Raw genomic sequence first — 21,273 nt, forward strand, 5'->3', positions numbered from 1 at the left:
TAAACCACGGCTAAACCTACCCTCCAGCAATCAGCTGCCGCAGCACGTAATGCAAGATCCCCCCCGCCTTGAAGTACTCCACCTCATTCAGGGTATCGATCCGGCACAGCACCTCGATCTGTTCCTGTTGCCCGTCCTCGCGGGTAATGCGCAAAGGCAGGCTCATACCCGGGTGGATGTGTGCACCGTTCAAACCCAGCACATCGATCCGCTCCTTGCCGGTCAGCCCCAGTTGCTTGCGGTCGTCGCCGGCCTTGAACTGTAGCGGCAGCACGCCCATACCCACCAGGTTGGAGCGGTGAATGCGCTCGAAGCTTTCCGCCAACACCGCTTTGACCCCCAGCAGGTTGGTACCCTTGGCTGCCCAGTCGCGGCTGGAACCTGTGCCGTATTCCTGGCCGGCGATTACCACCAGTGGGGTGCCCTCCTGCTGGTAACGCATGGCCGCGTCGTAGATCGACAGCTTCTCGCCAGTGGGCACGTGCAAGGTGTTGCCGCCTTCTTCACCCCCCAGCATCTCGTTGCGGATACGGATGTTGGCGAACGTACCGCGCATCATCACCTCATGGTTGCCCCGCCGCGAACCGTAGGAGTTGAAGTCCCGCGGCTCCACACCCTTGTCGCGCAGGTAGCGCCCGGCAGGGCTGTCGGCCTTGATGTTGCCGGCCGGGGAGATGTGGTCGGTGGTGACCGAGTCGCCCAGCAGGGCCAGGATGCGTGCCCCTTGGATGTCCTTGATCGCTGGCGGTGGCCCGCCTATGCCGTCGAAGAACGGCGGGTGCTGGATGTAGGTAGACGCGTCCTGCCAGACGTAGGTGGCCGCTTGCGGCACCTCGATGGCCTGCCACTGTGCATCGCCCTCGAAGACTTCGGCGTACTCCTTGTGGAACATCGCAGTGTCGACCTTGGCCACGGCGGCGGCGATTTCCTGCTGGCTGGGCCAGATGTCGCGCAGGTACACCGGCTTGCCGTCCTTGCCCGTACCTAGTGAATCGCGGGTAAGGTCCACGCGCACACTGCCGGCCAGGGCATAGGCCACCACCAGCGGCGGCGACGCCAACCAGTTGGTCTTCACCAGCGGGTGCACGCGGCCCTCGAAGTTACGGTTACCCGAAAGCACCGAGGCCACGGTCAGGTCGGCGCTGCCGATGGCTTTCTCGATCGCCTCATCCAGTGGGCCGGAGTTGCCGATGCAAGTGGTGCAGCCATAGCCCACCAGGTCAAAGCCCAGCTCATTCAGGTACGGCGTCAGCCCGGCGGCCTCGAAGTAGTCGGTGACCACCTTGGAGCCAGGGGCCAGCGAGCTCTTGACCCAAGGTTTGCGCTGCAGGCCTTTTTCCAGGGCCTTTTTCGCCACCAGCCCGGCGGCCATCATCACGCTTGGGTTGGAGGTGTTGGTGCACGAGGTGATCGCGGCGATCACCACAGCGCCATCACGCAGGGTGTGGGTCTGGCCTGCGTGGCTGTAGTCGATTTCGCCCGCCTGGTCGGCGTTGCCCACCGCCACACCGCCGCCGCCTTCACTTTCCAGGCGGCCGACTTCCTTGGCCAGCGGCTTGGGCTGCAGTTCGATGAAGTGGTTGAACGCTTGGCTGACCTGGCCCAGGGCGACGCGGTCCTGAGGGCGCTTGGGCCCGGCCAGGCTGGCCTCGACCTCGTCCATGTCCAGCGCCAATGTGTCGCTGAACTGCGGTTCCTGGCCTGGCAGGCGCCACAGGCCTTGTGCCTTGCAGTACTGCTCGACCAGTTGCACCGTTGCCTTCGGGCGGCCCGAAAGCCGCAGGTAGTCGAGCGTCACCTCGTCGACCGGGAAGAAGCCGCAGGTGGCGCCATACTCGGGGGCCATGTTGGCGATGGTGGCGCGGTCGGCCAGGGGCAGGTCGGCCAGGCCGTCGCCGTAGAATTCGACGAACTTGCCCACCACGCCCTTCTTGCGCAGCATCTGCGTCACGGTCAGCACCAGGTCGGTGGCGGTGATGCCTTCACGCAGCTTGCCGGTGAGTTTGAAGCCGATCACTTCCGGGATCAGCATCGACACCGGCTGGCCAAGCATGGCCGCCTCGGCCTCGATGCCGCCAACGCCCCAGCCCAGCACGCCCAGGCCGTTGATCATGGTGGTGTGCGAATCGGTGCCGACCAGGGTGTCTGGGAAGGCGTAGGTGCGGCCGTCTTCGTCGCGGGTCCAGACGGTGCGGCCCAGGTATTCCAAGTTGACCTGGTGGCAGATGCCGGTGCCCGGCGGCACGACGCGGAAGTTGTCGAAGGCGTTCTGGCCCCAGCGCAAAAAGGCGTAGCGTTCGCCATTGCGCTGCATCTCGATGTCGACGTTCTGGGTGAAGGCCTCCGGGGTGGCGTAGCGGTCGACCATCACCGAGTGGTCGATCACCAGGTCGACCGGCGACAGCGGGTTGATCCGCTGCGGGTCGCCACCGGCCTTGGCCATGGCGGCACGCATGGCGGCCAGGTCGACCACGGCGGGCACGCCGGTGAAGTCCTGCATCAGCACCCTGGCCGGCCGGTACTGGATTTCCCGGTCGGAGCGGCGCGCTTCCAGCCATTGGGCGATGGCGCGCAGGTCGTCGCCGGTGACGGTCTTGCCGTCCTCCCAGCGCAGCAGGTTTTCCAGCAACACTTTCAGCGACATGGGCAGGCGTTGCAGGTCGCCCAGCTGGCGGGCGGCCTCGGTAAGGCTGTAATAGTGATACGTAAGGTCATCGACCTTGAGGGTTTTGAGCGTGTTCAGGCTATCGAGCGAGGGCATTGCCAACTCCTTCTGCGCCGGTGCCCGGCAAATCGGGTGTTTGCCGGTGTCACCGCTCTGTTTCGATCCGCACGGTACGGACCTGGCTGAATGGTCAGGTTAGACCGGTTTGGCTTGGCTGACCCTTTTCTGGACCGGCGGGACGTGTCGCAGGTTCCGAACTTCCTTTATTATCGCCGCCCTGCCGGCGCCTGTTGCGCGCCCGCCGTAGTGGAGTGAGAGATGAGTACCCTGTTCATGCATTGCCGGCCCGGTTTTGAGGGCGAGGTCTGCGCCGAAATCAGCGAACACGCTGCCCGCCTGGGGGTTGCCGGCTATGCCAAAGGCAAACCGCAGAGCGCCAGCGCCGAGTTTGTCTGCACCGAGGCTAACGGCGCCGAGCGACTGATGGGGGAACTGCGCTTCGCTGAGCTGATTTTCCCGCGTCAGTGGGCCCGCGGCGGTTATGTCGAGTTGCCAGAGAGCGACCGCATCAGCGTGTTGCTGGAGCACCTGGCCGACCTGCCTGTGTTCGGCAGCCTGTGGCTGGAAGTGCTCGACAGCAACGACGGCAAGGAACTGTCGACGTTCTGCCGCAAGTTCGAAGTGCCCCTGCGCAAGGCACTGGAAAAGGCTGGCCGCCTGGTCGAAGACGCCAGCCGCCCGCGGCTGTTGCTGACCTTCATCACCGGCCGGCGTGTGTTTGTAGGCCTGGCCGCAGGCAACAACAGCGCCCTCTGGCCGATGGGCATCCCGCGCCTGAAGTTTCCCCGTGAGGCGCCCAGCCGTTCAACCCTCAAGCTGGAAGAAGCCTGGCACCAGTTCATCCCCCGCGAGCAGTGGGAGCAGCGCCTGGGCGACGACATGACCGGGGTCGATCTCGGCGCCTCGCCGGGTGGCTGGACCTACCAGCTGGTGCGCCGCGGCATGCTGGTCACCGCCATCGACAACGGCCCGATGGCCGAAAGCCTGATGGACACCGGGCTGGTCCAGCACCTGATGGCAGATGGGTTTACCTGGCAGCCGAAGCAGCCGGTGGACTGGATGGTTTGCGACATCGTCGAGAAGCCGGCGCGGACCACTTCGCTTATCGAGACCTGGCTGGGGGAAGGCCTGTGCCGCGAGGCGGTGGTCAACCTCAAACTGCCGATGAAGCAGCGTTACGCCGAAGTGCGGCGCCTGCTCGACCGCATGGAAGCCACGTTCAAGGCGCGCAAGATCCGGGTTTCGATCGCCTGCAAGCAGCTGTATCACGACCGTGAGGAAGTGACCTGCCACCTGCGCAGGCTGGACCTGAAGCCGCGTTGAGTGCAGGGGCGGCGCGTGGCCCTTGGTCCGCGCCGCACGATGCGCGACAATGACGATCATTTTTGGAGCCACCCATGACTGACTTCACCCCCGACGCCGTCCTCGATGCCACCGGCCTGAACTGCCCGGAGCCTGTGATGATGCTGCACCAGCACGTCCGGGACCTGGCTGCTGGTGGCCTGCTCAAGGTCATCGCCACCGACCCGTCGACCCGCCGCGATATCCCCAAGTTCTGCAACTTCCTCGGCCACGAGCTGCTGCAGCAGCAAGAGGATGCGGGCACCTTCCTGTACTGGATCCGCAAGAAAGCCGACTGAGCCGCTCTGGAACACGCCGCGCGTAGCGCCTACACTGCGTTCCCCTGACAGGAGAGCGCCATGCTGATAGTTGCCGACGAGAACATTCCGCTGCTCGATGCCTTCTTTGAAGGTTTCGGCGAGATCCGCCGCTATCCGGGCAGAAGCCTCGATGCCGCCAGCGTCAAGGACGCCGACGTACTGCTGGTGCGTTCGGTGACCAAGGTCGACCGCCAGCTGCTCGAAGGCAGCCGGGTGCGTTTTGTCGGCACTTGCACCATCGGCACCGACCACCTCGACCTGGACTACTTTGCCGAGGCGGGCATCCACTGGAGCAGCGCGCCGGGCTGTAATGCCCGCGGTGTGGTGGACTACGTGCTGGGCAGCCTGCTGACCCTGGCCGAGCTGGACGGTGTGGCGCTGCCCGCGCGCACGTATGGCGTAGTGGGCGCAGGGGAGGTCGGTGGCCGCCTGGTGCGTGTACTGCATGGCCTGGGCTGGAAGGTGCTGGTGTGTGACCCGCTGCGTCAGGCCGCCGAAGGGGGCGATTACGTCAGCCTCGAGACGGTGCTGGAACAGTGCGATGTCATCAGCCTGCACACCCCCTTGCAGCGAGGCGGCGAGCACCCTACCTGGCACCTGCTGGGCCAGGCGCACCTGGCGCAGCTGCGCCCCGGTGCGTGGCTGATCAACGCCAGCCGTGGCCCGGTGGTGGACAACGCGGCCTTGCGTGAGCTGCTGCTGGATCGTGAAGACGTGCACGCCGTGCTCGATGTGTGGGAAGGCGAACCGCAGGTCGACCTGCAACTGGCCGACCTGTGCACGCTGGCGTCGCCGCACATCGCCGGCTACAGCCTTGATGGCCGGCAGCGTGGCACGGCGCAGATCTATCAGGCGCTGTGCCGTTTTCTCGGCCAAGCTGAGCGCGTGAACCTGGCCGACCTGCTGCCCAAGCCGCCGCTGGCGCAGATCGAGCTCGATGCCAGTACCGACCCGGCCTGGGCCTTGGCCACCCTGTGCCGCGCCGTGTACGACCCGCGCCGTGACGACGCGGACTTCCGCCGCAGCTTGAGCGACGACCCGGCCGAGCAGCGCGCGGCGTTCGATCAGTTGCGCAAGCAGTATCCGCCGCGGCGTGAGGTCGAAGGGCTGGCGGTGCGGATTCGTGGCGAGTCGCCGCAACTGGCGCAGTTGGTCAGTGCGTTGGGTGGGATGTTGGTCTGAGTGACGGGCAATAAAAACCCGGCGCACGCGCCGGGTTGTAATGAATTCGCCGATCAGCCCTTCTGGGCTTTTCCGACCCGGCTTTGTTCCAGCTTCTCGCAGGCTTTCTGGATCATCTGCTCGGTGATCGGAACCTCGCGCCCCTGGGCGTCGATGATCGAACCGCACGCCTGAGGTTGCGGGGTGTTCTGCGGTTTTGCGGTGTCGCTGCCATGCTGCAAGCTCATATCGGTCTCCTCATCAGGTTCAAACTCAGGGTAACCCTGTGCGATGACTGGCCAGTGACAGCCCCTTGGGCGTCACGGCAGAAACAGTCCAACAGAAACGGCGCTAAAGCTCCAGAGGCTGTTTAGATCGAAAAGCTATAGCCACCCTCGGGCGCTCCTCGCGTGCCGATGAGTGGTAGTCTGCTGCATCCTCGCCGTTTTGGTTGCCGCCATGCCCGAATCCGTTTCTGCAGGTCAACGTCGCGCTTTGCGCCTGAGTTGGCAGTTCGTTCGCCCGTACCGCCGGCAGATGCTGCTGGCGTTGCTGGCCTTGGTGGTCACCGCTGCTATCACGCTGTCGATGGGGCAGGGCATTCGCCTGCTGGTGGACCAGGGTTTCATGACCCGTTCCGCGCACCAGCTCAACCAGACCATAGGCCTGTTCCTGCTGCTGGTGTTGGCACTGGCGGTAGGGACGTTCAGCCGCTTCTACCTGGTCTCGTGGATCGGCGAGCGCTGTGTGGCTGATATTCGCCGCGCGGTGTTCGATCATCTGGTCGGCCTGCACCCAGGCTTTTTCGAGGACAACCGCAGCTCTGAGATCCAGTCGCGGCTGACGGCCGACACCACGTTGTTGCAGTCGGTGATCGGCTCTTCGCTGTCGATGTTCCTGCGCAATGCCTTGATGGTGATCGGGGGCGTGGTGCTGCTGTTTATCACCAACCCCAAGCTGACCAGCATCGTGGTCGTGGCCTTGCCACTGGTGCTAGCACCGATCCTGTTGTTTGGCCGTCGTGTGCGCAGCCTGTCGCGGCAGAGCCAGGATCGCGTGGCAGATGTCGGCAGCTACGTGGCCGAGACCCTCGGGCAGATCAAGACCGTCCAGGCCTACAACCACCAACCGCTCGATCGCGAGCTGTTTGCGGGTACTGTCGAGGCGGCCTTCAACGTGGCCAGGCAGCGTATTGCCCAGCGCGCCTGGCTGATCACCCTGGTCATCGTGCTGGTACTGGGCGCTGTGGGCGTCATGCTCTGGGTCGGTGGCATGGACGTGATCGCCGGGCGTATTTCGGCAGGCGAACTGGCCGCCTTCGTGTTCTACAGCCTGATCGTCGGCAGCGCGTTCGGCACCCTCAGCGAGGTGATTGGCGAGCTGCAGCGTGCCGCAGGCGCGGCCGAGCGCATTGCCGAGCTGTTGGCGGCGCGCAGTGCGATTCTGCCGCCCCACGTAGCGGCCTCGCTGCCGCACGGCCGTGTGACTGGGCATATCGAGTTACAGCAGGTGCACTTTGCCTACCCGTCACGGCCCACAGTCGCTGCCATCGACGGCCTGAGCCTGACAATCGAGCCGGGGCAGACCGTGGCGCTGGTCGGGCCTTCGGGCGCTGGCAAATCCACCCTGTTCGACCTGCTGCTGCGGTTTTACGACCCTCAGCAGGGGCGCATCCTGCTCGACGGGCAGGCAATTACCCAACTCGACCCCGCCGAGCTGCGCCGGCAGTTCGCCCTGGTGGCGCAGAACCCTTCGTTGTTTCGTGGCACTGTAGAGGCCAACATTCGCTATGGCCGGCCAGAAGCAACGCTGGCGGAAGTCGAAGCTGCGGCCCGTGGTGCGCATGCCGACGGGTTTATCCAGCAGTTGCCGCAGGGCTACCAGACGCAACTGGGGGAGGGCGGCATTGGCCTTTCTGGCGGGCAGCGGCAGCGCTTGGCAATTGCCCGTGCGTTGCTGGTAGATGCGCCGATCCTGTTGCTGGACGAGGCCACCAGCGCCCTCGACGCGCAAAGCGAACACCTGATCCAGCAAGCCTTGCCCAGCCTCATGGCCGGTCGCACCACGCTGGTGATCGCCCACCGCCTGGCCACGGTGCAGCACGCTGATCGCATCGCGGTGATCGACAAGGGGCGCGTGGTGGCAGTTGGCACACATCGCCAGCTGATCGAAGAAAGCCCGCTGTATGCCCGGCTGGCCTCGCTGCAGTTCACCACAGGCTAGCCTGTCTTGGTTCTGTAACATTTCTGTAGGAATTGCCTGACACTATTGGCCTCAACTGTTGCGCAAGTGCTCAAGCTGGCTGCTATCGAACGATGGCAGCCTTTTTTTTGCGCGCCAGCCTACGAGGACATGGAGTGTCTTTCCCAGCGCTGCCGGTGTGCGCTGTTCCTTTCCTACTGGTCTTGAGATCCGCGATGTTGCGTAAATCCCTCAGAGTGCAAATTCTCTCCCTGCTTGGAGGCAGCCTGGCGGCCATGCTGCTGATCGCCCTGGTGTGTTTCCAGTTTTTGTCATCCAGCGTGCGTGGCTATGCCGAGTTGGTCGATGGCCCGCTGCGCGCTTCGCAATTGATCGATGAAGCCAACCTGCAGTTCAAGGTCCAGGTGCAGGAATGGAAGAACGTGCTGTTACGCGGTCGCCAGCCCGCCGAGCTGGACAAGTATTGGCAGCAGTTTCAGGCGCGCGAGCAGCAGGTTCAGCAGTTGCTGGGGCAATTGATCGACAGCAGTGACACTAGGCTCAAGGCACCCTTGCAGCAGCTGCGGGATAGCCATCGGCAGTTGGGCCAGGCCTATGCGCAGGGCCGCCAGGCGTTTATTGCTGCAGGGGGCGACCCGGTAGCAGGCGACCTGGCGGTCAAGGGCGTGGACCGTGCCGCCAGCGAGCAGATGAGCGAACTGGTCGAACAACTGCGCGGCGATGCCCGTGAACGGGCTGCGGCCATCAATGCCAGCGCCGAGCGCACCGTGTGGCTGGGCCTGCTGGTGATGCTGGCGTCGGCGGTACTGGTTGGCCTGCTCAGCCTGTGGCTGATCAACCGCAGCCTGATCGAACCGATCCGCCAGTTGATCGACTATGTCGCGCAACTGAGCCAGGGCCGCTTCGGCGCCCGCGTCGACAGCCGCCGCGAGGATGAGCTGGGGCGTTTGGCACGGGCGGCCAATACCCTGCGTGACTTTTTGGCCGAGACCGTCGGCCGGCTGCAGGACAACGCCCAAGAGCTGGAAGGCGCCAGTGGCCAGTTGCGCAGCATCGCCGCCGACATGGCGCGCGGCACGCATGACCAGTTCCAGCGCACCGACCAAGTGGCGACGGCCATGCATGAGATGTCCGCCACTGCCCAGGAAGTGGCCCGCCACGCCGTCGACGCCGCCCGCGCTGCCGATGATGCCGACCACAGTGCACAGGCTGGTGAGCAGGTGATGCAGCAGACCATCGACATCATTGGCGTGGTCAACCGCGAAATCGCCGGCACGGCGGCGGTGATTCGCGACCTGGAACATGACAGTACGCGGATCGGCAAGGTGCTCGAAGTCATCCGTGGCATTGCCGAGCAGACCAACCTGCTGGCGCTCAACGCGGCCATCGAAGCAGCCCGCGCGGGCGAGGCCGGACGAGGCTTTGCGGTGGTGGCGGACGAGGTGCGCAGTTTGGCCCAGCGCACGGCCGCGTCGATTGCCGAAATCAACCAGATCATCGAGGCGGTGCAGTCGGGCGCGGTGGAGGCGGTCAAAGCCATCGAAAGTGGCCAGCAGCGCAGCGAAGAGGGGGCCGAGCAGGTCCAGCAGGCCGGGCAGATGTTGCAGCGCATCACCTTGGCGGTGGAGGCCATCCGCGACATGAACCGGCAGATCGCCACGGCGGCGGAGGAGCAGACCAGTGTGGCCGAGGATATTTCGCGCAACCTGATCGAGATCACCCGCATCGCCACCACCAACCAGGAAGCGGTGCAGCAGACCGAACAGGCTGGGCAGCGTTTGCATGGGTTGTCGGGGCAGTTGGGTGAAGTGACGTCGCGGCTGACGGCCTGACCTGCTGTTCAGGGCCGCTGCGCGCCCCATCGCCGGCAAGCCGGCTCCCACAGGTATGGCGCAAGTCTCAAGCAATCCAGTGCCGGTGTGGGAGCCGGCTTGCCGGCGATGGGGCGCGCAGCGGCCCCGGGGAAATCCGCCATCAACGTAGCGAACCTGGCGTAAGTGTGGCGGATTGTCGCCATGCGACCCGCTGCCTCACCCCTTAGCCATTGGTCTAAGACAGGTTGGCACATTCCCTGCTTAAGCGCGCCCGGGCCACGGCCCGAGGCGATCGTGCCCCGATCCCGCGAAATACCCAGCTAAAAAACAACAACATCCGGGCGTGCATGCCGGGGCCAACGACTGCCAATCCTTCACATCAATTGGATTGAGCTAATGAAAAAAATACTGCTGACGCTCCTTTGCCTGAGCGTCATCGGCTGCTCCAAACCCGCGGAGCCGGAAAAGACCGTCGACGTCCTGCTGATTGGCGGCGGCATCATGAGTGCAAGCCTGGGCACTTACCTCACGGAGCTTGAGCCGAACTGGAAGGTCGACGTCTACGAGCGCCTGGACCAGGTCGCCGAAGAAAGCTCCAACGCCTGGAACAACGCCGGCACCGGCCACTCCGCGTTTTGCGAGCTGAACTACACCAGTGTCGGCAAGGATGGCAGCATCGACATCAGCAAGGCCGTGGGGGTCAACGAGCAGTTCGAGGTGTCCAAGCAGTTCTGGGCCTACCAGGTCGAGCAAGGCGTGCTGAGCAACCCGAAGTCGTTCATCAACAATGTGCCGCACATGAGCTTCGTCTGGGGTGACGACAACATTGCCTTCCTCCACAAACGCGTCGATGCCCTGCAGCACAGCTCGCTGTTCCGAGGCATGGAAATCAGCGAAGACCATGAGCAGATCCGCCACTGGGCACCGCTGGTGATGGAAGGCCGCGACCCTGCGCAGAAGGTCGCCGCCACGCGCATGGCGATCGGCACCGACGTGAATTTCGGCGAGATCACCCGTCAACTGTTCGCGTCGATGACCCGCAACCCCAACGTCACCCTGAACCTCAGCCACGAAGTGCGTGACATCGTGCGCAACGACGATGGCACCTGGCGTGTGGTGGTGGCCGACCTGGCCAAGGGCGGTCACGAAGTGGCAGTCAACGCCCGGTTCGTCTTCATCGGTGCCGGGGGCGGTGCGCTCAAGCTGCTGCAAAAATCGGGCATCCCCGAGGCCGAAGGCTATGCCGGCTTCCCGGTGGGCGGCCAATTCCTCATGACGGATAACCCGGACCTGGTTGCACGCCATCAGGCCAAGTTGTATGGCAAAGCCTCGGTCGGCGCACCGCCGATGTCGGTCCCGCACCTGGACACCCGGATGATCGACGGCAAGCAAGTGTTGCTGTTCGGGCCGTTCGCGACCTTCTCCACCAAGTACCTCAAGCAGGGCTCGCTGCTGGACATGTTCGCTTCGCTGAACAGCCATAACGTGCTGCCCATGGTGAACGCCGGCATCGGCAACATCGACCTGAGCACTTACCTGATGGGGCAGTTGATGCTCAGCTTCGATGACCGCATGAATGCGTTGCGCGAGTACTTCCCCAATGCCAAGAACGCAGACTGGAAGCTGCTGCAGGCCGGTCAACGCGTGCAGGTGATCAAGAAGGACCCCGTGCTCGGTGGCGTGCTGCAGTTCGGTACTGAAGTGGTCGCCGCCCAGGATGGCAGCATTGCTGCACTGCTGGGGGCTTCCCCGGGTGCCTCGACCGCCGCGCCGATCATGCTGAGCGTGCTGGAGAAGACCTTCAAGGACCGCCTCAAGACCCCAGAATGGCAGGCCAAGCTGAAGCAGATCGTGCCCAGCTATGGGCAAAAGCTGAACAACGACCTGGCGCTGACCAACCAGACCCGGGCGTGGAGCAGCGAGCGCCTGCAACTGCTATATGTGCCGGTACAAGCCGAGCAATAACTAGCGTTGCGCGCCACTGACTGTAGGAGCAGCCTCGTGCTGCGAAGAGGCCGGTACAGGCACCCACTGATGGGTAGGCCTGCGCCGGCCTCTTCGCAGCACAAGGCTGCTCCTACAGGTCGGCGGTATTTTGCAGGTCAGCGGTATTTCTTACGCACAACTAATGGCAGGCCAAGCTGAAGCAGATAGTGCCCAGCTATGGGCAAAAGCTGAGCCGAGCAATAACTAGCGTTGCGCGTCACTGACTGTAGGAGCAGCCTTGTGCTGCGAAGAGGCCGGTACAGGCACCCACTGATGGGTAGGCCTGCGCCGGCCTCTTCGCAGCACAAGGCTGCTCCTACAGGTCAGGGGATTTTTTCGCGCACAACAAAAAGCCCGCGCAAGGCGGGCTTTTTGAATAGGATTTGGTCGGAGAGACAGGATTCGAACCTGCGGCCTTCTCGTCCCGAACGAGACGCGCTACCTGGCTGCGCTACACTCCGATGAACGAAATCCTACTGCATCCCTTTTTCGCACGCAAGCCCTTGTTGTTAAAAGGGCGTTTGCCAAAAAGGGCGGCTGAATCACAGCTCTTTGACGGTACGAATCTGGTCTTTGTTCAGGCGCGTACGCTTGCCATCGAGTTGCTCGAATTCGTAGAAACCAGAGTCCTCGTCAAAGGACGGGGTGTCCACTGCCTGGATCTCGCGGCCATCATTCAGGGTAATGACGGTCGGCGATGCGCAGCCGGCGAGCGCGCCCAGGCCCAAGGCAAGCAGGAAGGCGGGAAGGGTCCGTTGAATCATCGTGTTTCTCCAGTGCGACAGTGCTAGATGACTTTAAGACGCAGGGCGTCCACGCAAGTTCCTTTCCAGTGCAGCATAGCGGTAAAGCCAGGGTATTGACCAAGGGCAAGCCATAGGGGCACGAGGTTGTATCAGGGGGTGCTGTGTTATAAATGCGCCATCCCATCTTCTTGTGACGGACCCCCATGAAAGCCAAGGCAGATACCCCCTTCGTGCCCCTGAACATCGCCGTGTTGACGGTCAGCGACACGCGCACCTTCGACAATGACACCTCCGGTCAGCTGTTCGTCGATCGCCTGACTGCGGCCGGCCACCAGTTGGCATCGCGGGTATTGCTCAAGGACGACCTGTACAAGATCCGCGCCCAGGTCGCGACCTGGATCGCCGATGACGCAGTGCAGGTGGTATTGATCACCGGCGGTACTGGGTTCACCGGCCGCGACAGCACCCCGGAGGCCGTGGCCTGCCTGCTGGACAAGCAGGTGGACGGTTTCGGTGAGCTGTTCCGGCAGATTTCCGTGGCCGACATCGGCACCTCCACCGTGCAATCGCGGGCCCTGGCTGGCCTGGCCAATGGCACGCTGGTGTGCTGCCTGCCGGGTTCGACCAATGCGGTACGCACCGGTTGGGACGGCATCCTGGCCGAGCAGCTCGATGCCCGCCATCGCCCGTGCAATTTCGTGCCCCACCTGAAGCAGGCAGCGGCCTGTGAAAGCCGTGGTTGAGTCTGTCCAAGCCCGGCCCCTGATGCCGGTGGAAGATGCACTGGCGCGGCTGCTGGCCTTGGCAGAAGCCGCACCCATCCAGGAAACCGAAAATGTGTCGCTGGCCGACGCCGAGGGGCGCGTGCTGGCGCGGGACCTGGTGGCCTCGCTCGACCTGCCGCCCTGGCCGAACAGCGCCATGGACGGCTATGCCCTGCGCCTGGCGGATTGGCAGGGTGAGCCCTTGCCGGTCAGCCAGCGCATCTTCGCCGGCCATGCGCCGCAGCCGCTGCAGCCGGGTACCTGTGCCCGCATCTTCACCGGCGCGCCGGTGCCGGCTGGCGCTGACTGCGTCGAAATGCAGGAAAACGCCGAAGTGGCTGACGACGGCCGGGTGCGCTTCCTTGAGCCGCTGAAGGTCGACCAGAACATTCGTCCGCAAGGCCAGGAAACACGCCAGGGCGAGCAGGTGATGAGCGCCGGCACACGCTTGGGCCCGATCGAGCTGGGCTTGGCCGCGACCCTTGGCCAGGCCCGTCTGGATGTGGTGCGTAAAGTGCGCGTGGCAGTGCTGTCGACCGGTGACGAGCTGATCGAGCCTGGCCTGCCCCTGGGGCCAGGGCAAATCTACAACAGCAACCGCCGCTTGCTGGTCAGCTGGCTGCAACGCTTGGGTTGTGAGGTGCGGGATGCGGGGATTTTGCCCGATGACCTGGCGCGCACCCGTGAATGCCTGGCGGCATTGGGCGATGTCGACCTGATTCTGTCCACCGGTGGCGTTTCCGTGGGCGAGGCTGATTACCTGGGTGCCGCCCTGCGCGAGGCCGGCGAGTTGGCCTTGTGGAAGCTGGCGATCAAACCGGGCAAGCCGCTGACCTTCGGGCACTTTCGTGGCGTCCCGGTGATTGGTTTGCCGGGCAACCCGGCGTCCACGCTGGTCACGTTCGGGTTGCTGACCCGGCCGTATCTGTTGCGCCGTCAGGGCGTGGCTGATGTCACGCCGCTGCGCTTCGACATGCCAGCGGGCTTCGACTGGCCCAAGCCAGGTACGCGCCGCGAGTACCTGCGCGCACGCATCGAGCAGGGCCAGGTGCGTATCTACAAAAACCAGAGCTCTGGCGTGCTGCGCAGCGCGGCCTGGGCCGAGGGCTTGGTCGAGGTGCGTGAAGGCAGTACGCCGAAGCAGGGCGACAGTGTGCCGTTCATCCCTTTCAGCGAGCTACTTGGTTGAGCGCCCAAGCCAGCCGCCCGCCAGTGGTGTGTCGCTGGCGGGTTGCACCTGGTTGAGGCGCATGTGCACGTTTTCCAATTGCTGGGCGGCAATACTCCAATCGTGACGCTGGCGGGCGAATTGCCGGCCGGCTTCGCTCAATTGGGCCATGCGCCAAGGCTGGTTGAGCAGTTGGGTGATCAGCAGGGCCAGTTGGTCACCATCGTCACTGCCCAGGTAGTGTTCGCCGTTGTTCACGGCCAGCCCTGATACACCCTTGCTGGTGGTGATGACCGGCAGCCCCGCAGCCATCGCCTCGAGCAGCTTCACCTTGGACCCTCCGCCATACAGCAGCGGGGCGAAAAACAGTGCCGAGCGACGTTGCAGCTCGCGCAGGTCGGGGCGGTAGCCGACCCACTCGATGCGTGGGTCGTTCCAATGCAGCTTCCAGCTGGCCGGCAGGGCGTGGCCGGCTATGGCCAGGCGCACGGCCGGGTTACTCATCCACACCTGCGGCATGATCTCTTCCAGCGCCCATTCGATGGCTTCAAGGTTCGAGCCATATTCGAAGTTGCCGACAAACAGCAGGCGCTGGCTGTGCAACGCCGGTTGCACGTGCTGGTAGAAGTCGCAGTCCACGCCACTGACCACCACGTTCACCGGGCGCCCACTGATCTGGGCGATCAGTTCGGCGTCGTGGCTGCTGACCGCCACCACTTCGCTGGGTTGACGCAGCACCCGTTGCTCCCAGCGCCGATAGCGCCAGCGGTCGAATGCATTGAGCGGGCGCAGCCACAGCGGCAGGCGGTCATGGCAGGCGCCGCCCATCACCGATTCCAGGGTGTGCTCGCTGAGCATGAAGGGCAGCCCGCGCGCCTGCAGGGCTTTTTCGAACGGCTGGAAACTGTAGCTGTGCTCGATCTGGATGACGTCCCAGGGTTCGTCCAGCAGTTGCTCGAAGCGGTGCCTCAGGCAGGGCGCCAAGCCATTGATGATCGCCCGCATGGGATAGTCGATGATCGGTGAAGCCAGCAGGTTGAGTGGGCTGTGCAGGGCGCGCCTGGGCAACACGATCAGGCGCTCGACCCAGGGTTCAAGGGCTTCACGGGCCGCATCGTTCAGGGGGATCTTGGACTGCACCAACAGGGTGATCCGGTGCCCACGCTGGGCGAGTTCGCGCAGCAGGTGATATTGCCGAGTCTTGCCGCCGCTGGTGGTCGGCCAGGGTAAGTAGGGCAGTGTCCAGAGAATGCGCATGACCCGGAACCCTCGTAACAGATCGCGGATAAAAAGACGCGCCCGTCGGCAGTCAGCCGATCACTGCTGCCGGGGCGCGTCCATGGCTGTCGGTGGAGCAGACATCAGGTGATAAAAAGTCAATAGTTTGACTCTTTGGTAAATTTATTCACCTGGGTCAAATACTTGTCAAAGGTGGCTTTCCTGAGCATAGCCGTGCATTCGCGGGCGTGTAAAAAATGGGTGAAATCCAGTGTTATTGTGCTGGGCATGCAACGATCGGTGTGTGCCGGTGGTCGAGATCTGGGTTAGCTATTTTTTCATGGAGAAGCGCGATGCAAGGGCGCAAGGCAATGTTGATCCTGCACGGCAAGCAGGCGATGAACGAAGCGCTGCGCAGTGCCGTGCTGGCGATGCGCGAGAGCGGCTGGGTGATGGATGTGCGGGTCACCTGGGAAGCCGGGGACGCTCAGCGCCTGGTGGGCGAGGCGCTGGCCGCTGGCTACACCCATATTGTCGCGGGCGGCGGCGATGGTACGCTGCGCGATGTCGCTGAAGCCATGGGCTTGGCAGCGGCCCAGGCCAGCCTGGCGCTGTTGCCTTTGGGCACCGCCAATGATTTCGCCAAGGCTGCGGGCGTGCCACTGGAGCCGGACGCCGCACTGGCACTGCTGAACACCCCGGCGCGGCCTATCGACCTGGGCCAGGTTGGTGATCAGCTGTTCCTCAACATGGCCACCGGCGGCTTCGGCAGCCAGGTCACGGCCAACACCTCGGAGGACCTGAAAAAGGTTCTGGGGGCTGCGGCCTACCTGTTCACGGGGCTGTCGCGCTTCAGCGAGTTGCAGGCGGCCTCAGTGGAGCTGCAGGGGCCCGACTTCCACTGGCAGGGTGATCTGCTGGCGCTGGGCATTGGCAATGGCCGGCAAGCCGGCGGCGGGCAGGCACTGTGCCCGGAGGCGCTGGCAGACGATGGCCTGCTGGATGTCGCCATACTGCCAGCGCCGCAGGAAGTGGTGGGGGCGTTGCGCGACCTGCTGGCCGGGGATGGGTTGTTTGTCCGGGCCAGGCTGCCCTGGGTTGAGATCAAGAGTTCGCAGGGGCTGGACATCAACCTCGACGGTGAGCCGCTGCAGGTCGACAGCCTGCGCTTCGAGGCAAAGCCCGCCGCGTTGCAGGTGCACTTGCCGGTCGACTCGCCGTTGCTCAGTCGTCCAGGCTGATGATTTTTTCGCGCACCGCGTACAGCACCAGGCCCGCCACATCGTGAATCTGCAGGCGTTTCATGATTTGCGAACGGTGGGTTTCCACGGTCTTGATTGAGAGCCCCAAGCCACTGGCGATCTCCCGGGTGGATTTGCCGCGCACGATCAGGCGAAGGATTTCCAGCTGGCGTGCGGTCAGGTTGTGGCGGTCGCGGTTCGGTTGCTTGCGGTGCTGGGTATGCAGCAGCGCCTGGTTGATGACCGTGTGGGCGATCGCCGGGCTGAGGTAGCGCTCGCCGTTGCGCAGGGCACACAGGGCCTGCTCCAGCTCGGTCGCGCTGGTGTCTTTGAGCAGGTAGCCATGGGCGCCGCTTTCCAGGGCCCGCATGATCAGGTCCGGGTCGGTGTGCATCGACAGGATCAGCACCTTACAGGTGCTGCCGCTTGCGCGCAGCTGTGTCAGGGCATCGAGGCCGCTGGTCGAGCGCATGGAAATGTCCAGCAGGACGATATCGGGTGCCAGGTTGCGCACGTGCTCGAGCAGCAGGTTGCCGTCATCGGCTTCACCGGCCACGCAGTAGCCCGGGATGTCGGAGACCAGTGCACGTACCCCGGCGCGGATCAGCGAGTGGTCGTCCACCAACAGCAGTCTACAGGTCATGGGCGGTAAAGCTCCTGGCGCGTTCCTGGGTGCGTGGCGGCCACGGGAACAGCGCTTCGATCTGCGTCCCCACGCCAAGCTGGCTGGTGATGTCGAGACGCCCCTGCAAGGCCGTCACCCGTTCCTGCATGCCGGCCAAACCGCGTTGCCCTGCTTCGGCCGGGTATCTGGCGGGAACAAAGCCGCGGCCATCGTCCTGAATGGTCAAGGCAAGCCCTGCGGGGCTGCGTTGCAGGCGGATCGACAGATTGCGCGCCTGGGCATGGCGCAGCATGTTGGTCACGGCTTCCTGGGTGATGCGAAACACCGCCATGGCGACGGCTTCGTCAATGCCGCCCAGGCGTTGATTGCAGACCAGGCTCCAGTGCACATCGGTTTTTTCCAGCGTGCGCAGCAGGTGCGCGCGCAGGCTGGCCTCAAGGCCCAGGCTGGCCAGTTGCCGAGGGTTGAGCAGGGCACAGACATCGCGCACGTTGCTCAGCGCGTTGTCGAGCGTGGTGCGCAGGGTGTCGCAGTGGCTGTGCAATTCATCGGGCATACGCCGTTGCAGCCATTGCAACTGAAGCTTGGCTGCGGTGAGCAGTTGCCCGATGTCGTCATGCAGTTCGCGGCCCAGGTGCTGGCGCTCGCTTTCCTGCACCATCAGCATGCGCTTGGCCAGTTCCGCCGGGTGCAGGCGGATCGACCCGGCCCCCAGGCCCACGTGCAGGCCTACGCCAAGCATCGCCGCGACCTGCAGCAGCAACAGGCTGGCCGGTATCGCTTGGCCGGCCATGTACAGCAGCAGGTTGGCGACCACGGAGGCCACGCACAGCACGATCGTCATCCAGCGCAGCAGGGCAGTGCGGGAGCAGCAGCGCAGAAGAGTCTTCAAGCGTGGGAGCATAGATAGAAAAGCCACTGAAGTATTGCTGATGGAGGCCTTGCACAAGTCTTAGCAGAGGCTTTGGCGCAGTACTTTATATGTTTTGCGGGGCACGTCCTCAATCAGCCTTGATGCCGGCTGCAGGCGGTCGCTGGCGAGCATGGTAACACTTCACACGGCGTTGGTCGCTGTTGGGCAATGCTTTGAAACCTCATGTTTACGGGCTGTTTCGGCACGTTCGTCCGACTCAAGTCAATAGCAAAGTGCCAGCCGCTATTCGGCTGTCAATCATGCCGAGTGTAACTAGGGCAATAATCACGCGCGCAGTGCTGGCGACAGTTGGCGAAACTTCCAAGTTTGGCCAACAACGCCCTTAGTTGCTCTTTTGTTAGTTAATGTGAAACGCGGGGGTGCGTGCCTTGGGCGGCCGTCGTGGCGGTATGCGGGTGAGTGCAGTGGCTGCCGCGCTCATCGCAGGCGGCACAGGCTTGCGGTAATGGTTGATCGAGCACGCTGGCCAGCTCATTGAGCAATGTGATTTGTTCGCCGGTATCCAGGTTCAGCTGCCCGGTGCGCGGGTCGATCAGCTCCAGTTGCCAGGCCAGCAGGGTCAGGCAAGCGTCGGTTGCGGGCAGGGCTTCACGTTGCAGGCGCTGCTGCTGGCAGGCCGGTGCGAGCAATTGCTGCAGAACGGTGGCGTAGTGGGCAACTTCGAGCAGGTCCAGGCGGGTGGCGCGCCTCGCGAGCGTGTCGAGGGCGGTGTTCAGGCAACCGCAGGCGTCTGCGTCGTTGTCGATCAGTTCCAGGTGCTGCAGGCATTCCTGGGACTGGCTCAGCAAGACTTGCGCATCCAGCAGAAAGTCTTGCAACGCACCTTCAAACGATAAGGCACTGTCCATCAGGACGCTCGGGCGCGTTGGGCGCGGGCAAGGGGCGGGCACGGCGATACGGTAGCGAACAAAAGCCTGACTCCATTCATGCAATGAGAATGGCGTCACATTAATGGCTAATGGATATCGCGAACATCAGGTTGCACCCGATTGCATCTAAGGGTTTCCCTGATGAGAGGCCAGGGTGCAACAAGGTGCTAACGGGCACAGGCCAGCCTGGATGTGCCCGCAGTAAAGCATGATGGTAAAGTGATATCAATTACCTTCGCGGCATTTTCCCGCAAGGGTCAAGGTGCGCGTGAACCCGCCGATACAGGGTGGATGAATACACTTTTCCGACTCAAGCCTGGGGGTTTCCAATGGCTGGCATTCTCGACACAGTAGACCAACGCACGCAATTGGTGGGCGAGAACCGCCTGGAAATTCTGATGTTCCGCCTGGCAGGTCGGCAGCTGTTCGCGATCAACGTGTTCAAGGTGCAGGAGGTGCTCCAACTGCCCAAGCTGACCTTGATGCCGCAGCGCCATGCCTTTGTCTGCGGCGTGGTCAACCTGCGTGGGCAGACCCTGCCGGTGATCGACCTGTCCCAGGCGATCGGCATGCGGCCCCTGCAACCCGGGCCGGACAGCACCATCATCGTGACGGAATACAACCGCTCGGTGCAGGCCTTCCTGGTGGGGGGCGTCGACCGCATCGTCAACATGAACTGGGAAGCGATCATGCCGCCGCCGACCAGTGCCGGGCGCCAGCACTACCTGACCGCCATCACCAAGGTCGACGAGAAACTGGTCGAAGTCATCGATGTGGAGAAGGTCCTGGCGGAAATCGTGCCGTACAACGCCAAGGTCTCCGGCGAACGGCTTGCCGACCCCGTGCTGGCCCGCGCCAGAGGCCGTGAAGTATTGCTGGTGGACGACTCCAGCGTTGCCTTGGCGCAGCTGCGTGACACCCTGTCGCAACTGGGCATGAAGCTGCACGTGGCCAGTGATGGCTTGAAGGCGCTGCGCCTGCTCAAAAGCTGGGCTGACGCCGGTGAGGATGTGTGCGAGAAGCTGCTGATGGTGTTCACCGACGCCGAAATGCCGGAGATGGACGGTTACCGGTTAACCACCGAGATCCGTAGCGATGCCCGCTTGCGTCAGCTCTACGTGGTGCTGCACACCTCGTTGTCGGGCAGTTTCAACGAATCCATGGTCAAGAAGGTGGGCTGCGATAACTTCCTGTCCAAGTTCCAGCCGGATCGCCTGGTCGAGGTGGTCAAGCAGCGCCTGCTGCTGGATACGGCTACTGCGTGATCCCTGGCCCTGCCGGGTATAAGCTTGGCGTTTCGAATGACGCGAGGCGGCAGGGATGTTTCTGAGTGAGTTGTATCGATACCCGGTGAAGTCGGGGCAGGCGCAAAGCCTGCAGGCTTCGCCGGTCGGCCAGTTGGGGTTGTTGGGTGACCGCCGCTGGATGGTGGTGGAGGCAGAAAACGGCCGCTTCCTCACCCAGCGTGCCTGGCCACAGCTCGGCCAGCTCAGGGCGAGCGATGACGATGCTGGGCAGTTGCTACTGGAGGCCCCAGGGCAGGTGCCGTTGCGGGTGCCTGTACCGCTTACCGACGATGACTTGCGGGGCGTGACTATCTGGCGCGACACCCTGCGGGTGCCCGATGCTGGCGAGGCGGCGGCGAGCTGGCTGTCGGCGCTGCTGGGCAAGGACGTGCGGTTGGTGTATTGCCCGGAGCAACGGGCGCGTTACCTGCCCAATGGTTATGGCTTGAACAGTGACCGTGCGGCGTTTCCGGATGGTTTTCCGCTGCTGTTGATCGGCCAGGGGTCGTTGGACGAGCTCAGTCGGCGTGTTGGTCGGCCCATGGAAATGCTGCGGTTCAGGCCCAACCTGGTGGTACAGGGCGCAGAACCGTTCGCCGAGGACGGTTGGAAGCGGATTCGTATCGGCACCCTCGAGTTTCGCGTGCTCAAGCCCAGCGTGCGGTGCATTTTCACCACCATCGATCCACGGACCGGCGAACGCAGCCCGGACCGCGAGCCCATGACCACGCTCAAAACGTTCCGCGAGAAAGAAGGGGATGTGTTGTTCGGGCAGAACCTGGCGGTGGATGGCAGTGGTGTGCTGGAAGTGGGGATGAAGGTCGAAGTCTTGTAGGAGCAGCCTTGCGCTGCGAAGAGGCCGGTAAAAACACC

Annotated in this window: 18 protein-coding genes, 1 tRNA gene and 1 pseudogene; 12 read left to right on the plus strand and 8 right to left on the minus strand. The window is 63.7% G+C overall.

Going from position 1 to position 21,273, the window contains the following annotated elements; genetic code table 11:
* Positions 1-16 precede the first annotated feature (16 nt).
* Positions 17-2,761, minus strand: a complete 2,745-nt coding sequence (acnA, locus tag GIB19_RS19410) for an aconitate hydratase AcnA (protein WP_274887702.1) — start codon at positions 2,759-2,761, stop codon at positions 17-19.
* A 222-nt stretch (positions 2,762-2,983) separates the two neighbouring features.
* Between acnA and rlmM the strand changes: the two genes are divergently transcribed.
* The 3 genes from rlmM to pdxB all read left to right on the plus strand — a co-directional run bounded on the left by rlmM (position 2,984) and on the right by pdxB (position 5,568).
* A complete protein-coding gene (gene rlmM / locus GIB19_RS19415) occupies positions 2,984-4,048 on the plus strand; it encodes a 23S rRNA (cytidine(2498)-2'-O)-methyltransferase RlmM (protein WP_027596648.1) in 1,065 nt (354 codons plus the stop codon).
* 74 nt (positions 4,049-4,122) lie between these two features.
* On the plus strand, positions 4,123-4,365 hold the full coding sequence (gene tusA / locus GIB19_RS19420) for a sulfurtransferase TusA (RefSeq protein ID WP_027596647.1): 243 nt from the start codon (positions 4,123-4,125) through the stop codon (positions 4,363-4,365).
* A gap of 60 nt (positions 4,366-4,425) precedes the next feature.
* Positions 4,426-5,568, plus strand: coding sequence for a 4-phosphoerythronate dehydrogenase PdxB (gene pdxB, locus GIB19_RS19425; protein ID WP_274887704.1), 1,143 nt, complete (start codon positions 4,426-4,428; stop codon positions 5,566-5,568).
* 53 nt (positions 5,569-5,621) lie between these two features.
* Here the strand turns inward: pdxB and GIB19_RS19430 are convergent, their stop codons facing one another.
* On the minus strand, positions 5,622-5,795 hold the full coding sequence (locus GIB19_RS19430; RefSeq protein WP_172960377.1) for a PA1571 family protein: 174 nt from the start codon (positions 5,793-5,795) through the stop codon (positions 5,622-5,624).
* A 211-nt stretch (positions 5,796-6,006) separates the two neighbouring features.
* Here GIB19_RS19430 and GIB19_RS19435 point away from each other — a divergent pair, with 211 nt between their 5' ends.
* The 4 genes and pseudogenes from GIB19_RS19435 (at position 6,007) to mqo (ending at position 11,528) form a co-directional block, all read left to right on the plus strand.
* Positions 6,007-7,770: an ABC transporter transmembrane domain-containing protein gene (locus tag GIB19_RS19435; RefSeq protein WP_274887705.1), complete on the plus strand. Its 1,764-nt coding sequence runs from the start codon at positions 6,007-6,009 to the stop codon at positions 7,768-7,770.
* A 767-nt stretch (positions 7,771-8,537) separates the two neighbouring features.
* A pseudogene (locus GIB19_RS28490) lies at positions 8,538-8,648 on the plus strand (hypothetical protein); the annotation flags it as partial.
* A gap of 228 nt (positions 8,649-8,876) precedes the next feature.
* Entirely contained in the window at positions 8,877-9,581 is a 705-nt protein-coding gene (locus tag GIB19_RS28495) for a methyl-accepting chemotaxis protein (protein ID WP_374707402.1), read from the plus strand.
* Between the two features lie 378 nt (positions 9,582-9,959).
* Positions 9,960-11,528 (plus strand): malate dehydrogenase (quinone), encoded by a 1,569-nt coding sequence (mqo, locus tag GIB19_RS19445; RefSeq protein WP_274887707.1) that lies wholly within the window; start codon positions 9,960-9,962, stop codon positions 11,526-11,528.
* 405 nt (positions 11,529-11,933) lie between these two features.
* Here mqo and GIB19_RS19450 read toward each other — a convergent pair.
* Positions 11,934-12,010: transfer RNA gene (locus tag GIB19_RS19450), tRNA-Pro, on the minus strand.
* Between the two features lie 81 nt (positions 12,011-12,091).
* Positions 12,092-12,313 carry a YgdI/YgdR family lipoprotein gene (locus GIB19_RS19455; protein WP_027596642.1) on the minus strand — a complete coding sequence of 74 codons (222 nt, stop codon included), beginning with the start codon at positions 12,311-12,313 and terminating at the stop codon, positions 12,092-12,094.
* A 185-nt stretch (positions 12,314-12,498) separates the two neighbouring features.
* Here GIB19_RS19455 and moaB point away from each other — a divergent pair, with 185 nt between their 5' ends.
* Complete coding sequence (gene moaB, locus GIB19_RS19460) at positions 12,499-13,038, plus strand: molybdenum cofactor biosynthesis protein B (RefSeq protein WP_027596641.1); 540 nt, start codon at positions 12,499-12,501, stop codon at positions 13,036-13,038.
* Positions 13,039-13,060: 22 nt separating this feature from the next.
* Positions 13,061-14,248 (plus strand): molybdopterin molybdotransferase MoeA, encoded by a 1,188-nt coding sequence (locus GIB19_RS19465; RefSeq protein ID WP_172960421.1) that lies wholly within the window; start codon positions 13,061-13,063, stop codon positions 14,246-14,248.
* On the opposite strand, the gene GIB19_RS19470 is transcribed toward GIB19_RS19465, so the two are convergent.
* A complete protein-coding gene (locus GIB19_RS19470; protein ID WP_027596639.1) occupies positions 14,237-15,484 on the minus strand; it encodes a glycosyltransferase family 4 protein in 1,248 nt (415 codons plus the stop codon). The two genes, GIB19_RS19465 and GIB19_RS19470, sit on opposite strands and share 12 nt — an antisense overlap.
* 314 nt (positions 15,485-15,798) lie before the next feature.
* On the opposite strand from GIB19_RS19470, the gene yegS reads away from it, so the two are divergent.
* Entirely contained in the window at positions 15,799-16,686 is an 888-nt protein-coding gene (yegS, locus tag GIB19_RS19475; RefSeq protein WP_274887708.1) for a lipid kinase YegS, read from the plus strand.
* Here the strand turns inward: yegS and GIB19_RS19480 are convergent.
* From GIB19_RS19480 to GIB19_RS19490, 3 genes are all read right to left on the minus strand, one after another.
* The gene (locus GIB19_RS19480) at positions 16,670-17,329 is read right to left on the minus strand and encodes a response regulator (protein ID WP_085274205.1); all 660 of its coding nucleotides are present in this window, start codon (positions 17,327-17,329) and stop codon (positions 16,670-16,672) included. The genes yegS and GIB19_RS19480 overlap by 17 nt on opposite strands.
* A complete protein-coding gene (locus GIB19_RS19485; RefSeq protein ID WP_274887710.1) occupies positions 17,319-18,215 on the minus strand; it encodes a sensor histidine kinase in 897 nt (298 codons plus the stop codon). Before GIB19_RS19485 ends, GIB19_RS19480 begins: the two co-directional genes overlap by 11 nt.
* A gap of 371 nt (positions 18,216-18,586) precedes the next feature.
* Positions 18,587-19,093, minus strand: a complete 507-nt coding sequence (locus tag GIB19_RS19490; protein WP_265970328.1) for a histidine kinase — start codon at positions 19,091-19,093, stop codon at positions 18,587-18,589.
* A 350-nt stretch (positions 19,094-19,443) separates the two neighbouring features.
* Between GIB19_RS19490 and GIB19_RS19495 the strand changes: the two genes are divergently transcribed.
* Positions 19,444-20,379 carry a chemotaxis protein CheV gene (locus GIB19_RS19495; RefSeq protein ID WP_099453380.1) on the plus strand — a complete coding sequence of 312 codons (936 nt, stop codon included), beginning with the start codon at positions 19,444-19,446 and terminating at the stop codon, positions 20,377-20,379.
* A 55-nt stretch (positions 20,380-20,434) separates the two neighbouring features.
* The gene (locus tag GIB19_RS19500) at positions 20,435-21,235 is read left to right on the plus strand and encodes an MOSC domain-containing protein (RefSeq protein ID WP_274887711.1); all 801 of its coding nucleotides are present in this window, start codon (positions 20,435-20,437) and stop codon (positions 21,233-21,235) included.
* The last annotated feature ends 38 nt before the right edge of the window (positions 21,236-21,273 follow it).

Origin of the sequence: Pseudomonas sp. ITEM 17296 (assembly GCF_028895205.1) — a bacterium.
Lineage (GTDB): Bacteria > Pseudomonadota > Gammaproteobacteria > Pseudomonadales > Pseudomonadaceae > Aquipseudomonas > Aquipseudomonas kermanshahensis.

Bases quoted from the DNA above. Each gene is read 5' to 3' on its own strand.
- acnA (WP_274887702.1), bottom strand. From the start codon at position 2,761: ATGCCCTCGCTCGATAGCCTGAACACGCTCAAAACCCTCAAGGTCGAT.
- rlmM (WP_027596648.1), top strand. From the start codon at position 2,984: ATGAGTACCCTGTTCATGCATTGCCGGCCCGGTTTTGAGGGCGAGGTC.
- tusA (WP_027596647.1), top strand. From the start codon at position 4,123: ATGACTGACTTCACCCCCGACGCCGTCCTCGATGCCACCGGCCTGAAC.
- pdxB (WP_274887704.1), top strand. From the start codon at position 4,426: ATGCTGATAGTTGCCGACGAGAACATTCCGCTGCTCGATGCCTTCTTT.
- GIB19_RS19430 (WP_172960377.1), bottom strand. From the start codon at position 5,795: ATGAGCTTGCAGCATGGCAGCGACACCGCAAAACCGCAGAACACCCCG.
- GIB19_RS19435 (WP_274887705.1), top strand. From the start codon at position 6,007: ATGCCCGAATCCGTTTCTGCAGGTCAACGTCGCGCTTTGCGCCTGAGT.
- GIB19_RS28495 (WP_374707402.1), top strand. From the start codon at position 8,877: ATGTCCGCCACTGCCCAGGAAGTGGCCCGCCACGCCGTCGACGCCGCC.
- mqo (WP_274887707.1), top strand. From the start codon at position 9,960: ATGAAAAAAATACTGCTGACGCTCCTTTGCCTGAGCGTCATCGGCTGC.
- GIB19_RS19455 (WP_027596642.1), bottom strand. From the start codon at position 12,313: ATGATTCAACGGACCCTTCCCGCCTTCCTGCTTGCCTTGGGCCTGGGC.
- moaB (WP_027596641.1), top strand. From the start codon at position 12,499: ATGAAAGCCAAGGCAGATACCCCCTTCGTGCCCCTGAACATCGCCGTG.
- GIB19_RS19465 (WP_172960421.1), top strand. From the start codon at position 13,061: ATGCCGGTGGAAGATGCACTGGCGCGGCTGCTGGCCTTGGCAGAAGCC.
- GIB19_RS19470 (WP_027596639.1), bottom strand. From the start codon at position 15,484: ATGCGCATTCTCTGGACACTGCCCTACTTACCCTGGCCGACCACCAGC.
- yegS (WP_274887708.1), top strand. From the start codon at position 15,799: ATGCAAGGGCGCAAGGCAATGTTGATCCTGCACGGCAAGCAGGCGATG.
- GIB19_RS19480 (WP_085274205.1), bottom strand. From the start codon at position 17,329: ATGACCTGTAGACTGCTGTTGGTGGACGACCACTCGCTGATCCGCGCC.
- GIB19_RS19485 (WP_274887710.1), bottom strand. From the start codon at position 18,215: ATGCTCCCACGCTTGAAGACTCTTCTGCGCTGCTGCTCCCGCACTGCC.
- GIB19_RS19490 (WP_265970328.1), bottom strand. From the start codon at position 19,093: ATGGACAGTGCCTTATCGTTTGAAGGTGCGTTGCAAGACTTTCTGCTG.
- GIB19_RS19495 (WP_099453380.1), top strand. From the start codon at position 19,444: ATGGCTGGCATTCTCGACACAGTAGACCAACGCACGCAATTGGTGGGC.
- GIB19_RS19500 (WP_274887711.1), top strand. From the start codon at position 20,435: ATGTTTCTGAGTGAGTTGTATCGATACCCGGTGAAGTCGGGGCAGGCG.